14 protein-coding genes, 1 pseudogene and 1 riboswitch are annotated in these 13974 nt (G+C 64.4%); of the genes and pseudogenes, 12 read left to right on the top strand and 3 right to left on the bottom strand.

Features of this window, described 5'->3' with window-relative positions; genetic code table 11:
• Nucleotides 1-24: 24 nt before the first annotated feature.
• A complete protein-coding gene (locus H7688_RS04355) occupies nucleotides 25-1392 on the bottom strand; it encodes a sigma-54-dependent transcriptional regulator (RefSeq protein ID WP_183359847.1) in 1368 nt (455 codons plus the stop codon).
• Between the two features lie 55 nt (nucleotides 1393-1447).
• Entirely contained in the window at nucleotides 1448-2854 is a 1407-nt protein-coding gene (locus H7688_RS04350; protein WP_183359846.1) for a sensor histidine kinase, read from the bottom strand.
• Between the two features lie 206 nt (nucleotides 2855-3060).
• Here H7688_RS04350 and H7688_RS04345 point away from each other — a divergent pair, with 206 nt between their 5' ends.
• Nucleotides 3061-3252: a hypothetical protein gene (locus H7688_RS04345; protein WP_183359845.1), complete on the top strand. Its 192-nt coding sequence runs from the start codon at nucleotides 3061-3063 to the stop codon at nucleotides 3250-3252.
• 40 nt (nucleotides 3253-3292) lie between these two features.
• On the opposite strand, the gene H7688_RS04340 is transcribed toward H7688_RS04345, so the two are convergent.
• Entirely contained in the window at nucleotides 3293-4144 is an 852-nt protein-coding gene (locus H7688_RS04340; protein WP_183359844.1) for an HDOD domain-containing protein, read from the bottom strand.
• A 144-nt stretch (nucleotides 4145-4288) separates the two neighbouring features.
• On the opposite strand from H7688_RS04340, the gene yihA reads away from it, so the two are divergent.
• From yihA to H7688_RS04285, 11 genes and pseudogenes are all read left to right on the top strand, one after another.
• Nucleotides 4289-4945: a ribosome biogenesis GTP-binding protein YihA/YsxC gene (gene yihA / locus H7688_RS04335; protein ID WP_183359843.1), complete on the top strand. Its 657-nt coding sequence runs from the start codon at nucleotides 4289-4291 to the stop codon at nucleotides 4943-4945.
• Between the two features lie 39 nt (nucleotides 4946-4984).
• A riboswitch (cobalamin riboswitch) is annotated at nucleotides 4985-5165 on the top strand.
• 89 nt (nucleotides 5166-5254) lie between these two features.
• The gene (gene cobU, locus H7688_RS04330) at nucleotides 5255-5776 is read left to right on the top strand and encodes a bifunctional adenosylcobinamide kinase/adenosylcobinamide-phosphate guanylyltransferase (RefSeq protein ID WP_183359842.1); all 522 of its coding nucleotides are present in this window, start codon (nucleotides 5255-5257) and stop codon (nucleotides 5774-5776) included.
• Between the two features lie 80 nt (nucleotides 5777-5856).
• Entirely contained in the window at nucleotides 5857-6909 is a 1053-nt protein-coding gene (cobT, locus tag H7688_RS04325) for a nicotinate-nucleotide--dimethylbenzimidazole phosphoribosyltransferase (RefSeq protein WP_183359841.1), read from the top strand.
• A 24-nt stretch (nucleotides 6910-6933) separates the two neighbouring features.
• Nucleotides 6934-7692, top strand: coding sequence for an adenosylcobinamide-GDP ribazoletransferase (cobS, locus tag H7688_RS04320; protein WP_183359840.1), 759 nt, complete (start codon nucleotides 6934-6936; stop codon nucleotides 7690-7692).
• Nucleotides 7693-7700: 8 nt separating this feature from the next.
• Nucleotides 7701-8294: a histidine phosphatase family protein gene (locus tag H7688_RS04315; protein ID WP_183359839.1), complete on the top strand. Its 594-nt coding sequence runs from the start codon at nucleotides 7701-7703 to the stop codon at nucleotides 8292-8294.
• A 14-nt stretch (nucleotides 8295-8308) separates the two neighbouring features.
• On the top strand, nucleotides 8309-9685 hold the full coding sequence (locus H7688_RS04310) for a cobyrinic acid a,c-diamide synthase CobB (protein ID WP_183359838.1): 1377 nt from the start codon (nucleotides 8309-8311) through the stop codon (nucleotides 9683-9685).
• Nucleotides 9682-10989, top strand: a complete 1308-nt coding sequence (gene thiC / locus H7688_RS04305; RefSeq protein WP_183359837.1) for a phosphomethylpyrimidine synthase ThiC — start codon at nucleotides 9682-9684, stop codon at nucleotides 10987-10989. The genes H7688_RS04310 and thiC overlap by 4 nt, the downstream gene beginning before the upstream one ends.
• A 23-nt stretch (nucleotides 10990-11012) precedes the next feature.
• Nucleotides 11013-11756, top strand: coding sequence for an energy-coupling factor ABC transporter permease (locus H7688_RS04300; protein WP_183359836.1), 744 nt, complete (start codon nucleotides 11013-11015; stop codon nucleotides 11754-11756).
• Between the two features lie 88 nt (nucleotides 11757-11844).
• Nucleotides 11845-12030, top strand: a pseudogene (locus tag H7688_RS04295) (cobalt ABC transporter permease); the annotation flags it as partial.
• A 157-nt stretch (nucleotides 12031-12187) separates the two neighbouring features.
• Nucleotides 12188-12946, top strand: a complete 759-nt coding sequence (gene cbiQ / locus H7688_RS04290) for a cobalt ECF transporter T component CbiQ (protein WP_183359834.1) — start codon at nucleotides 12188-12190, stop codon at nucleotides 12944-12946.
• A gap of 32 nt (nucleotides 12947-12978) precedes the next feature.
• A complete protein-coding gene (locus H7688_RS04285; protein WP_183359833.1) occupies nucleotides 12979-13818 on the top strand; it encodes an energy-coupling factor ABC transporter ATP-binding protein in 840 nt (279 codons plus the stop codon).
• Nucleotides 13819-13974: the final 156 nt, after the last annotated feature.

The following is a 13974-nucleotide window of genomic DNA, read 5'->3' as shown; positions in this document are numbered from 1 at the left end:
ACGCACTCCTTTTCAACCGGCGGCTTACTCCGGCTTGCCGATGCCGAATTTCTCCAGCCGGTACTGTAGTGTTTTGTAGCTCATGCCCAAAAGCGGCGCGGCCTTGCTGATCACCCAGTCGGCGCGCTGCATCGCCTTGATGATCAGGTCCCGCTCCAGCTCGTCGATGGAGATCCCCCCGACGGGGAACTCGAAGGGGAGGCTTCCCGCCGGTTCCGCCTCGTGGTGCACTTCGGCGGGCAGGTCCTCGGGTTGGATGTAGTCGCTCTCGGCCATGAGCACGCCGCGCTCGATGACCGATTCCAGCTGGCGCACGTTGCCGGGCCAGCTGTACTCGAGGAGGATCTTAAGAGCCGGCTTGCTGATCCCCTTCAGGGTGATGCCGCTTGATTCGCTGTACTTCTTCAGGAAGAAATTGGCCAGGGTGAGGATGTCGTTGCCCCGCTCCCGCAAGGGGGGGAGCGTGATGCGGATCACGTTGAGGCGGTAGAAGAGGTCCTCGCGGAAGGCACCCTTGCGGGTCTCCTGCTCGAGGTCCTTGTTGGTGGCCGAGATGATCCTCACGTCCACCGGGATGTTCACCTTCCCCCCCACGCGCCGGATCTCCTTTTCCTGGATGGCGCGCAACAGCTTCGCCTGCATGGCGATGTTCATCTCGCCGATCTCGTCCAAAAAGACGGTGCCCCCCTCGGCGGCCTCGAAAAGGCCGATCTCGCGGGTGCCGGCGCCGGTGAAGGAGCCCTTTTCGTGGCCGAACAGCTCGCTCTCCATGAGGGAGTCGGGAATCGCGGCGCAGTTGATGGCGAAGAAGGCCTTGTCGCGGCGCGGCGAGCCGTCGTGGATGGCGCGGGCCACCAGCTCCTTGCCGGTACCGGACTCGCCGTAGATGAGCACCGTGGTCGAGGTGGGGGCGATCTTGTTGATCATCCGGGCCACCTCCATCATCTTGGGGTGCTCGCCGATCATGTTGGGGAGCATCTTCGTCTCGGCGAGCCGCTTGTGCAGCACCCGGTTTTCCTTGAGGAGGTTGATCTTCTCGAAGGCGCGCTGCAGGGTGAGGATCAGGTCGTCGCGCTCCAGCGGTTTTTCCAGGTAGTCGAAGGCCCCCATCTTGATGGCGGTCTTCGCCGAGTCGATGGTGCCGTGGGCGGTCATCATGATGACGCACTGACCGGGGTTGTCGGCGAGTACCCGCTCCATGAGCTCCATCCCGGACATCCCCTGCATCTTGAGGTCGGTGAGCAGGAGGTCGAACTCACCCCGCTCCAACTCCTCGAGCGCCTCGCGCCCGCCCGGAGCCGCGGCGATCTCGTACCCTTCCTTGCTCAGGATGGCGGAGAGGATGTCGCGCTGCCCTTTTTCGTCGTCAACTATCAGGATACTGCCACTCATTGCTGCTCCAATCTGAAACCGGGTTGAGGTTACGGTTACGGTTGAGAAAATCGTGTTAGCGCAGGGGAAGGCGCACGGTGAAGGTGGTGCCGCACCCCGGGCAGCTCTCCACCTCGAGGCTCCCGCCGTGTTCCTTGATGATGCGCTCGGTGATGGCGAGCCCGAGGCCGATCCCCGCCTCCTTGGTGGTGAAGTAGGGCTGGAACACCTTCTCCAGGTCCTGGGGTTCGATCCCCACCCCCTGGTCGCTGAAGCTCAGCCGGACCTCTTCGGCCTCCTGGTCCACCCCGGCGCCCAGGGTGATGACTCCACCCTGGGGCATGGCCTGGGCGGCGTTCGTGATGAAGTTGCACAGGCAGTTGCGCATCAGCTCGGGGTCGACCAGCATGGCGGGGAGCCCCTCCGGGATCTCCCGGCGCACTTCCACGCGCGCCTCCTTCAGCTTGTCCTCCAGGATGGTCATCGCCTTGTCCAGAAGTTCCGGGTAGTGCACCGTCTGCAGGCGAAGCTTCAGGGGGCGCCCGTAGTTCATGAAGTTGAGCACCATGTAGTTCGCCTTGCGCACCTCTTCCTTGATGGTGTTGGTGATCGACTCGAGTTCCGCGCCGCGCCCCTGGCAGGCCGGTAACAGCTCGCTCTTCAGGTGGTCGATGGCGAGGCTTATGTAGTTGAGCGGGTTCCTGATCTCGTGGGCGATGCCGGACGCGAGCTGCCCCACCTTCGAGAGGTGCTCCGCCTCGTAGAGCCGTTTCTCCAGCAGTTCGCGCTCCTTGAGCTTCTCCACCATCTCGTTTAAGTTCTGGGCCAGCTCGCCGATCTCGTCGTCGCTTGCCACGTCGAAGGTGACGCTCAGGTCCCCCTCGGAGACGTCCTTCACCCCGGTGGCCAGCCGATGGATCGGCGAGGTGTAGCGCCGCGCCAGGAAGATGGTGAGGAACATGCCGAACAGGAAGACCAGGCTGGTCGCTACCAGGCGCCTGACGAAGTTGGCGTGCTGGATGTCCCGGATGTTGTCCAGCAGGATGTTGACCTGCACGTAACCGAGCTGCTCGTCCCCCACGATGACCGGTACCACCAGGTCGTAGGGTTTGAGCGTCCCGGAGTCGACGCCGCGCCGCGAGGCCTTGAGCCCCTTCTCCAGCTTCTTGATCTCGCGCTTTTTGCCGACCTGTTCCGGGTCGGACGAGTTGATGATCTCGCCCTCGTTGTTGATGATGTTGATCTGGCTGATGCCCTTGTTGCGTGCCTGCTGCAGATATTCCTTCAGGCGGGAGGACTCTACGTCCGTTTCGGAGGTCAGATCTTCGACGCTCAGCTGGATCGCCTTGGATACCACGGTGGAACTTTCCTGGATCTCCTGGACCAGGTCGTTTTGGCTGAACTGGTTCAGGATGAAGAGGATCAACATGGCGATGATCAGCATGGAGAGCATGATCATCACCAGCTTGGTATTCAGTCTCATTACGATGTAATCCTACTTTATGAGAGAATTCCCACCAAGTGGGCAAGTATACATCAGCGTTTGCCGCTGTACAAGCCGTATGTCCCGGGCCCGGGTGGGTGCGTGCCGAGACTATTAATTAGCTTCCCATAGGGTTCTGTCAACTGGTATGATGCCGGACGGCGTTTTTTTCCGTGCAGGCCCCTGGCCACACGAAGGAGGAGAGCATGAGCTACAGCGTCGACAGGATTCCGGGGCAGTTGCGCATCGACCCGGACGCGGGAGGGCAGGAGCGCCAGCGAAAGCGCGAAAAACCGCCCGAAAAAAAGGGGGGCAGGGACAGCGTCAGCATCTCCGACGAGGCCCGGCAGCGCAGCGCCTCCGAAAAGGATGCGGACCCGGAGCCTGTTCGGGAGTAGGCACCAGGCCTCGACGACCGCTTGCTGCTGGGCGGGGCGGTCAGCTCATGAAGAGTGCGCGATCGGTCTCGAAGGCGGTGCCGAAGGTCTCCAGCAGGGCGTTGATCCGGTCTGCCGGGAGCCTCAAGAGGCGGCCGGCCTTGGAACCGGCGATGTCCAGGTCCTCCTTGGGGGCGCGGGCCCCGATCCCCAGTTTCAGGCAGAACTGGTCGGCCAGCGAGGCGACCGCCGTCAGGGTAACCAGTCCCGGCGGATCCTCGATGCCGAAGTCCATCCGGTGGTGCTGCAGGATCGCCAGCGAGAGGGTATCCGGCATATTCCACTTCTTGACCACGTAGGCACCCACCTCGTCATGGCCGAAGGCGAACACCCCCTTCTCGGCCTCCGGGAAGGATCTCCCCTCGTTGTAGCAGTGCTGCATGACCTCGTGGAACTTGTTGCGGTCCAGGGTGTTCATGATGATCTTGCCGATGTCGTGGAACAGGCCGGCGAGGAAGGCCTCCTCCTCGTTGACGGCGCGGGTCTGGCCGGCGATGATCCTGGCGGCGAGTCCCGCGGCAAAGGAGTGCTCCCAGAGCATCTTCTCGGTGAGCCCGTAGGGACGGTAGACCTGCTTCACCGAGGCGGCGACCACCAGGCTGCGTAGGGTGCTGAAGCCGAGCACCACGATGGCGCTGGACAAGGTCTGGATCTGGCGCTGGCAGCCGTAGAAGGACGAATTGGAGATCTTGAGTACCCGCGCGGCGACCGCCGGGTCCGAGGCCACGATCTTGGCCAGCTCGTCCGCGGTCGCCGACTCGCTTTCGATCAACTGCATCACCTTGATCGCCACGACCGGGATGGTCGGCAGATCGGCAGCCCTCATGATGGCGTTTTCGAGTTCTTTGTTCATACCTGGATCATCCTTGAGTGTGAGTCGGCGTTGAACGCCCTGTACTATAGCACACGGTTTGCCCCTGCGAATAGGGGATTTAATGATTGAACCGACCGGGCCCGCGGGCTATACTGGCCGAAAATTAAAGAGAAGGTTCCCTGAGTGATCGTAAAAACAACTGAATTCATTAAAAGTGGCACCAAGCCCGCCCACTACCCGGAGGGCGACCTGCCGGAGATCGCCTTTGCCGGGCGCTCCAACGTGGGGAAATCGAGCCTGATCAACGTGCTGGTGAACCGGAAGAACCTGGTGCGTACCAGTTCGACCCCCGGGCGTACCCAGCTCATCAACTTCTTCCAGGTAAACCAGGACTTCATGCTGGTCGACCTCCCCGGCTACGGCTACGCCAAGGTGCCGCTGGATGTGAAGCGCAACTGGCGTCCCATGATGGAGACCTACCTCTCCACGCGCAAGAACCTGGCAGGCGTGGTGCTGATCCTGGACATCCGCCGGGTCCCGGTCGACGAGGACCTGCAGATGCTCGAGTGGTTGCGGGCCTTCAGCATCCCGCCCATCATCGTGGTGACCAAGTGCGACAAGGTCTCCAAGAACGAGCGTGCCAAGCAGAGCGCGATTATCATGCAGCGCATGGGGCTTGTTAAAGAGGACCTGAACTACTTTTCGGCACTTTCCAAAGAAGGTAAAGAGGGTATTTGGAAAAGGATCGATATGGTACTGGCACAGGCGGCGCTCCCGCCGGTCGGCGAGCCGGGTGCCGATGCTCAGGAGGAGCCTTCGGCGGACTCCACAAAGCCTTAGCGATTGACTTTGACTCACCCCTCTGTTACAAGGTCAGTCACAATAAAAGCTCGTCCAGGTGCCCCGAGAGGGGTTAAAAGGGAAGAGGGTGCAAATCCCTCGCTGTCCCGCAACTGTGAACGGTGATGAAAGCCGCAACAATGCCACTGAGAGTATCGGGAAGGCGCGGTGAGTAAGTGGACCCGTAAGTCAGGAAACCTGCCCGGATGACCGCAGAACGCAACCTCCGTGGCAGAGGGGCTCTCGCTGACATCGTGCCGTTTAACGATTTTTACCAGACCCCCCTTCCGTCGGAAGGGGGGTTTTTTCATGTCCAAGGTGACCCTGGTGACGGGGGGGACGCGCAGCGGCAAGAGCCGTTTCGCGGAGCAACTGGCCGAAGCTTATCCCGGGCCGCGCGGCTACCTGGCGACCGGCCAGGCGGGTGACGCCGAGATGGCCGAACGTATCGAGAGGCACCGCGGCCGGCGCGGCAGCGAGTGGGTGACCGTCGAGGAGCCGGTCGCCGTGGCCGAGACGCTGAGCCGGGTCGACGGCAGCTACAGCGTGGTCCTGCTCGACTGCGTGACCCTGTGGCTTGCCAACCTGATGTTCAGCTCCCCCGGCGGCGCCGCGGAGGCGCTCGAGCGGGTGCGCGAGTTCACCGGGCGCTGCGCCGGCTGGCAGACGCCGCTGGTCATCGTGACCAGCGAGGTCGGCATGGGGATCGTCCCCGAACACCCGGTCTCCCGCGCCTACCGCGACTTGGCCGGCGAGGCGAACCAGCTCATGGCCGCCGCGGCGGATGAGGTGTACGTCACCATTTCCGGGCTGCCGCTGAAGCTGAAATAGCGCTGGCACTGCCGACAAACCAAAATTGATCGGCCCGACCCGACCGATCGAACCGATGAAAAAAGGAGACCCCAACCCCCATGGAACTGCTCACCCGCACCCTCGCCGCCATCTCCCCCGTCGATGAAACCCTTCTCGCCCAGGCCCAGGCGAAGCTCGACAACAAGACCAAGCCGCTCGGCTCGCTGGGCACCCTGGAAGAGGTGGCGCGACGCTTTGCCGCCATCACCGGAAACCTGAGCCCGCAGGTGGGCAAGAAGGTCATCTTCACCTTCGCCGGTGACCACGGCATCGTCGAGGAAGGTGTCTCGGCGTTCCCCAAGGAGGTCACCCCCCAGATGGTGCTCAACTTCCTGCGCGGCGGCGCCGGGGTGAACGTGCTGGCGCGCCACTCGGGTGCCGAGGTGCGGGTGGTGGACGTGGGGGTCGACTACGACTTCGACCCGGCACCGGGGCTCATCATCAAGAAGATCGCCAAGGGGACCCGCAACTTCGCCAAGGGTAGCGCCATGACCCGCGAGGAGGCCGTGGCCGCGCTCGAGGTCGGTATCGAGCTCGCCGCCAAGGCGAAGGCAGAAGGGGTCACCATGGTCGGCACCGGCGAGATGGGGATCGGCAACACCTCCCCCTCCTCGGCGATCATCGCGGCGCTCTCCCGTTGCTCGGTGCGCGAGGTGACCCACCGCGGCACCGGCATCAACGACAGCGCACTGGAGCACAAGATCAAGGTCATCGAGGCGGGGCTCGAGCTGAACCGCCCGGATCCCAACGATCCCCTCGACGTACTCACCAAGGTGGGGGGGCTGGAGATCGCCGGTATCGCGGGGCTGGTGCTGGGCGCCGCGGCCAACCGACTGCCGGTCGTGGTGGACGGCTTCATCTCCACCGCGGGTGCCCTGATCGCCTGCGAGATGCACCCCTGCGTACGCGAGTACCTCTTCGCCGCCCACACCTCGGTCGAGATCGGCCACCAGATGATGCTGGAGCGCATCGGCGCAACCCCCCTTCTGGACCTGAAGTTCCGCCTGGGCGAGGGGACCGGCGCGGCACTCGCCATGGGGCTCATCGATGCGGGACTCAAGATCCTCAACGAAATGGCAACCTTCGCCGAGGCCGGCGTTTCGGAAGGGTAGTCTGCGGACCGGAGGGGCACCCACATGCGACTGTTCCTGATCGCCTTCCAGTTCCTCACCATCATCCCGCTCCCCCTGACGGTGCGTTGCGAGGAGGATGACCTGGGGCGTTCCATGAGCCTGTTCCCGCTGGTGGGGCTGGCCCTGGGGGCGCTTTTGGCCGGGGCCGATTGCCTGCTTTCGCCGCTTGTGCCGCGTGCCCTGGTGGACCTTATCCTGGTCGTCCTGTTGGCCGGGGTCACCGGCGCCCTGCACCTGGACGGGCTTGCCGACGTCTGCGACGGCCTGGCGGCCCGGGGCTCCCGGGAGCGTTTTCTCGAGGTGATGAAGGACTCCCGGGTCGGCGCGGTGGGAGCGGTCGGACTCGTGCTCGCCCTGGGGCTCAAGTACCAGGCACTTCTGGCGGTGCCGGCCCCCTCCAAGCGCTCGGTGCTCCTGTTCTTTCCGCTCTTGGCCCGCTTCGCACAGGTGCAGATGACCGTCGGGGCGACCCGGGCGAGGAGAGACGGACTCGGCGCCGCCTTCATCGGCGGTGCGGGACTGCCGCAGTTTCTGATTGCCTACTCCATGACCCTGGTCGCCGCCTACCTGTTGCTGGGCATGAACGGGCTGTACTGCACCCTGGCACTCTACCTTTTCACCTGGCGGTTCAAGGTCTGGGCCCACAACCGGCTGGGCGGGGTGACCGGCGACCTGATTGGCTGCGCCAGCGAACTGAACGAAATCCTGAGCCTCATCGTCCTGGTGGCACTCGTCAACCGCGGCTGGCAGGCCTTTCTCTAGGAGTGCAGATGACCCCGAAAACCCGTATCCACCTGATCCGGCACGGCGAAGTCGAGCGGCAGTGCTACAACGGCCACTACGACGTGCCCCTCACCCCGCGCGGCGTCGAGCAGTACCACGGCCTCAAGCCGCGCCTGGAGCCCGGGCGCATCACGGCCCTCTACACCAGCGACCTGACCCGCACCAGGCGCGGCGGCGAGATCCTCGGGGCCCACCTGGGGGTGGCACCGGTGGCGCTCCCCGGGCTGCGCGAGCTGAACTGCGGGGCCTGGGAAGGGCTGACGCTCAGCGAGGTGCAAAAGCAGCGTCCCGAGGAGTGGGCAGCCCGGCTGGCCGACGTGGTGAATTTCCGGGCGCCGGGAGGCGAGAGCCTGACCGATCTGGCTGGCCGCGTGCTGCCGGTCCTCTCGCAACTGGTCGAGCGGCACCGTGGCGAGGAGATCCTCGTTGTGGCACACGGCGGAGTGAACCGGCTCGTCCTCCTCGAGGCCATCGGCGCGCCGCTCTCCTCGATGTTCTCCATCGACCAGAAGTACTGCAGCCTGAACATCATCGACTACTACGCCGACGGTAATCGCGTCGTCCAGCTCATAAACGGCTAGGCCGCCAGGTCCCCATGAAAACGATCGTCATCGCAGCTCCGCACAGCGGCTCCGGGAAGACCACCCTGACCCTGGGCCTCATGCACGCCCTGACCCGGCGCGGCCTGGCCGTCGCACCCTTCAAGGTCGGCCCCGACTTCATCGATCCGGGCTACCACCGGTTGGTGACCGGGCGCCCCTCGGTGAACCTGGACGGCTGGATGTGCGGGCACGACTTCGTTCGCGACACCTTCTCCCGGCACAGCGCGGGGGCGGACCTTGCCATCGTGGAAGGGGTGATGGGGCTTTTCGACGGCAGCGACGGGGTATCGGAGGCGGGGAGCACGGCGGAGGTCGCCAAACTGATCGGAGCCCCGGTGCTGCTGGTGGTTGACGCCCGCAGCCAGGCGCGTAGCGCCGCGGCCCTGGTGCACGGCTTTGCCAGCTTCGATCCCAGCCTGCGGGTCGCCGGGGTCATCTTCAACAACGTCGGCAGCTCCAACCACGAGCGAATCCTGCGCGAGGCGCTGGCGGCGAGCTGCCCGGACGTCGCGGTGCTGGGCTGCCTCCCCAAGGACCCCCGGCTGGCGATCCCATCGCGGCACCTGGGGCTCACCACTGCGGAGGAGAACCCGCTCTCGGAAGAGTTTCTGGATCACCTGTGCGCGGTCGTGGAAAAGCGGCTGGACCTGGAGGGGATCCTCGAATTGGCCGAGGCAGCGACACCTGCTGCGGCAAGCTCATCGGTAACCCCTGCCGCGGCAGGGGCGCTGCGGATCGCCGTCGCCCGCGATGCCGCCTTTTGCTTCTGCTATCCCGACAACCTGCGCTTGCTTGCCGAGGCGGGTGCCGAGATCTGCTTTTTTTCCCCGCTAGCCGACGCGCGGCTCCCCGAGGGGACGGCAGGGGTGTACCTTCCGGGGGGCTACCCGGAGCTCTTCGCCGAAAAGCTCGCCGCCAACACTGCGCTGAAGACCGCGCTTTTCGAGGGTATCGAGGCGGGACTCCCTGTCTACGCGGAGTGCGGCGGCTTCATCTACCTCACTAACGGGGTCGAGGTTGCCGGTGAAACGCACCCCCTGGTGGGGATCTTCCCGGTAGGGACCCGGATGCTTCCGAAACGGAAGGCACTCGGCTACCGCGACGTGGAGCTTGCCTGCGACACCTTCCTGGGACCCGCGGGAGCCCGGGCACGGGGACACGAATTCCACTATTCCGAGATGGAGCCGATGCCGCAGGGGGTCGAGCGGGTTTACCGGGTGAGCCGCAAGGGCGAGCCGCTGGGTCTGGAAGGATTTCGCCACCGGAACTGCCTTGCCTCCTATATCCATCTTCACTTCGGCAGTTCACCCGAACTCGCCGGCAACTTTCTGCGGCACTGCAGGGAATTTAAAACAGGAGCAGCTTCTTGAAGACACAGCTGGAACAGGCACGTGAGGGGATCGTTACCCCGCAGATGGCGGCGGTGGCCGCCGACGAAGGGGTGAGCTGCGAGTACGTCAGGGAACAGGTGGCACTGGGGCGCATCGTCATCCCCTGGAACAGGATCAGCAAGCCCCGCGTGGCAGGGATCGGCGCCGGGCTGCGCACCAAGGTGAACGCCTCCATCGGCACCTCCTCGGACATCGTCGATTACCAGGCCGAGGTGGCTAAGGCGCGGGCGGCCAAGGAGTCGGGGGCGGACACCCTCATGGAACTCTCGGTGGGAGGCGACCTGGACCGGGTGCGCCGCGAGGTGATCGCCGCGGTGGATCTTCCCGTGGGGAACGTGCCGCTCTACCAGGCCTTCTGCGAGGCGGCGCGGCGCTACGGCGACCCCAACAAGCTCGACGAGGAGCTCCTCTTTGAACTGATCGAGCGCCAGTGCGCCGACGGCATGTCCTTCATGGCCGTGCACTGCGGCATCAACCTCTACACCCTGGAGCGCTTGAAGAAACAGGGGTACCGCTACGGTGGCCTGGTCTCCAAGGGGGGCGTCAGCATGGCCGCCTGGATGCTCGCCAACAACCGCGAGAACCCGCTCTACGAGAAGTTCGACCGGGTGGTGGAGATCCTCAAGCGCTACGACACGGTGCTCTCGCTGGGTAACGGACTGCGCGCCGGTGCGATCCACGACTCGAGCGACCGCGCCCAGATCCAGGAGCTCTTGATCAACTGCGAACTTGCCGAGATCGGGCGCGAGATGGGGTGCCAGATGCTGGTGGAAGGGCCGGGGCACGTGCCGCTCGACGAGGTCGAGGGGAACATCAAGCTGCAGAAACGGATGAGCGGTGGCGCCCCGTACTACATGCTGGGGCCGATCTCCACCGACGTGGCGCCCGGCTTCGACCACATCACCGCGGCGATCGGTGCCGCGCAGTCCTCCCGCTTTGGTGCGGACCTGATCTGCTACATCACCCCCGCCGAGCACCTGGCGCTGCCCAATGAAGAGGACGTGCGTACCGGGGTGAAGGCCGCGAAGATCGCCGCCTACATCGGCGACATGAACAAGTACCCCGAAAAGGGGCGCGAACGGGACAAAGCGATGAGCAAGGCGCGCCGTGACCTTGACTGGCAGCGCCAGTTCGAGCTCGCCCTCTACCCCGAGGACGCCGCGGCCATCAGGAAGAGCCGCGTCCCCGAGGACGAGCAGACCTGTACCATGTGCGGTGACTTCTGCGCCTCGCGCGGCGCCGGAAAGCTCTTCGCCGGGTACCTCTGCGGCGACAAACTGTGAAAAACTTCGTACGGGGGCTTCACATGGGCAGAACTGCCTGCCTCACGATCATCGCGCTCTGTTCCGCCACCCCGGCCTTCGCCATGCACATCTCGGAGGGGATCCTCCCCTTCAACTGGGCAGTGTTCTGGTCCGTCCTGGTGCTTCCCTTTGTGGCCCTGGGGGTGCGGCAGTTGAACGCCCTCAGCCGTGACGACCTCTCGCTCAAGCCGCTGGTGGGGCTTCTGGCGGCGGTCGTCTTCATCATCTCCTGCATGCCGATTCCCGTGCCGACCGCCGGGACCTGCTCGCACCCCTGCGGCACCGGGGTCGCCGCCATCCTGGTCGGTCCCCTGGCAAGCGTCCTCATCTCCGCGGTGGCCCTCTTGATCCAGGCCCTCTTCCTGGCACATGGCGGTCTCTCCACCCTGGGAGCCAACGTCTTCTCCATGGGAGTGGTCGGCTCGTTTCTCGGCTGGTTCGCCTTCAAGGCGCTGCGGCGCATGGGCGCGGGCCTCGGCGTCGCCGGCTTCGTGGCCGGCGTACTTGCCGACTGGGGAACCTATGCCACCACCTCGCTGATCCTTGCCGCCGGCATTCGGGGCAACGCGCCGTTCCTGCCACTGTTCACCAAGGTTGTCATCGCGTTCATCCCGACCCAACTGCCGCTCGGCATCCTGGAGGGGGTGATCACCGCCGGGATGGTGCAGCTTTTGTACAAGAAACGTCCGGATCTCCTGGTCAGGATGAAAGTGATCACCGAGCAGGAGGTGCCCGATCATGGTTAAGAATTGCGCCTGGAAGATGGTGCTGGTTCACCTCGTCACCTTGCCGACCTTTTATTTCGCGGTGGGCCATTTAAACCTCGCCCCGAAGTCGTGGAACGGCGTTGACGAAGCGGTGGTGGAGAAAATCGCCAAGGAGCACGGACGCCAAGCCGTTTCTCCGGTTATCGATCCCGGCTCAGGCGACCTGCTGCTCTTCGCCTTCCTGGTGGCCGGTGCCCTGGGAGGCTTTGCCGCCGGTTACTACTGGCGCGAGCTGGTGAAAAAAAAGGCGTAGCGCCGGGAAGACGGGGAGACGGGGAGGGGGATGATGATTCGCCCCCGACCGTCGCTGGAGAGCAAGTGGCCTCAAGGGTTGAGTTTGCCGCACTCTTCTGCTACTGTGCCCGACGGCCTGCTGCTTGGGGACCGTACCACCTCGAGGAACCGTTACCATGCACCATCACCTCAGCCGACAGAACTTCGATCCTTCCCACTGGGTCAGCAGCCTCGATCCGCGGATCAAGCTGTTGAGCGCGTTCGCGCTTCTGGGGCTGGTGATCAGCTCACAGGGAATCGGCTTTCCTCTCCTGGTGACGGTGGTGTCGCTGGTCCTTTGCCTGAACCTCGGAGTTACTCTGAAAACCCTGGCGTTGCGCTTCTCGGAACCCGCCTTCATCGCCGTCACGGTCCTGGTGCTCAAGCTCTTCTGCGCCGGCAGCGTCGCGCTCTTTACCTGGCGCGTCGCCGGCATCGAGCTGGTGGGGCACCGGGACGGGCTGTGGGAGGGGCTGCAGATCGTCGGCCGGATCGCCGGCGGGGTCACTGTCCTGGCCGTGGTCGGCTTCTCGACCCCCTTCACGGAACTGATGGCGGCGCTCTCCTGGCTGCGGGTCCCCCAGGCGCTCATCGACGTAGCACTCTTCGCCTGGCGCTACCTGTTCCTGCTTCTGGAGGACGCCCAGGTGGTCTACCATGCCCAGCGCAACCGGCTTGGCTACGTCGGCTACCGGCGCGGCCTGAGCTCGTTCGGCACGCTTGCCGGCGTGCTGGTCATCAAGGCCTTCGACAACAGCCAGAGCGTCACCACCGCCATGGTACAGCGCGGCTATGACGGCCAGATGCCGATGCTCTTGCATAAGCCTTTCGTGGCGCGCGAGGTCTTTTGCTCGCTCATCTTCGTGAGCTCCCTGGCGCTCATCCGCTTCATCTGACGGCGCGCGCTGCCGCCCTTTAAGGAACCTTCGTGAACCCGGTCAGGATTTCCGTCAACCTCGAGCAGTACACCTACGCCGACGGCACCGTTGCGCTCGCCGACTTGCACCTCGAGGTGGCGCGTGGCGAGTTTACCGGGATCCTCGGCTCCAACGGTTCGGGGAAAACCACCCTGCTCAAGATCATGGACGGCCTCATCAAGGGGTACCGGGGCGAGGTGCTCCTGGACGGTGAGAACGTGACCCGCCTGCACCCGCGCGACATCTACCGCAAGGTGGGCCTGGTCTTCCAAAACCCCGACGATCAGCTCTTTGCCACCACGGTCTTCGAGGACACCGCGTTCGGGCCGCGCAACATGGGGTGCGCCGAACCGGAGGTGCGCGAGCGGGTACTGGCGGCCCTGGCCAGCGTCGACATGGCAGAGTTCGCCAGCAAGGGGATTCACAACCTGAGCTACGGCCAGAAGAAGCGGGTCTGCATCGCCGGGCTCCTCGCCATGGGGCACGAGATCCTCTTGCTGGACGAGCCGACGGCGGGGCTCGATCCCATGGGCGAGTACCGGATGATGGAGCTCTTGACCCGGCTCAACCGCGAACAGGGTGTTACCATCGTCATGGCCACCCACAGCGTGGACCTGGTCCCCATCTTCCTGCACCGGCTCCATATCCTAAGCCGCGGCCGCCTGGTGCGTGGCGGAACCCCGGAAGAGGTCTTCACCGCCCCCGAAGAACTGCAGCAGGTGAAGTTGCGTCTGCCGCACATAGCCGAACTGATCTACAAGCTGAAACACGAGGAGGGGGTTCCCTTCTCCCGCATTCCGCTCACCATCGGTGAAGCCCGCCGCGAGATCGTGGAGACCATGGGACGCTAGGGCCCCCTCTCCAGGCCCTCGCCCCTTCTTTCGGAAATCCCTGGTAACGCGCACCAACTGTCTCCTCTCCCGTACACCTTCCCCCACTCCCTCTCCTTCGTTTATCCCCCGAAAGCTCCACATCCCGCTTATTCATTGGCACTTGCCCGTCTTCCA

Origin of the sequence: Geomonas limicola (genome assembly GCF_014193675.1) — a bacterium.
Lineage (GTDB): Bacteria > Desulfobacterota > Desulfuromonadia > Geobacterales > Geobacteraceae > Geomonas > Geomonas limicola.
This window is presented reverse-complemented; position numbering and strand designations above follow the sequence as displayed.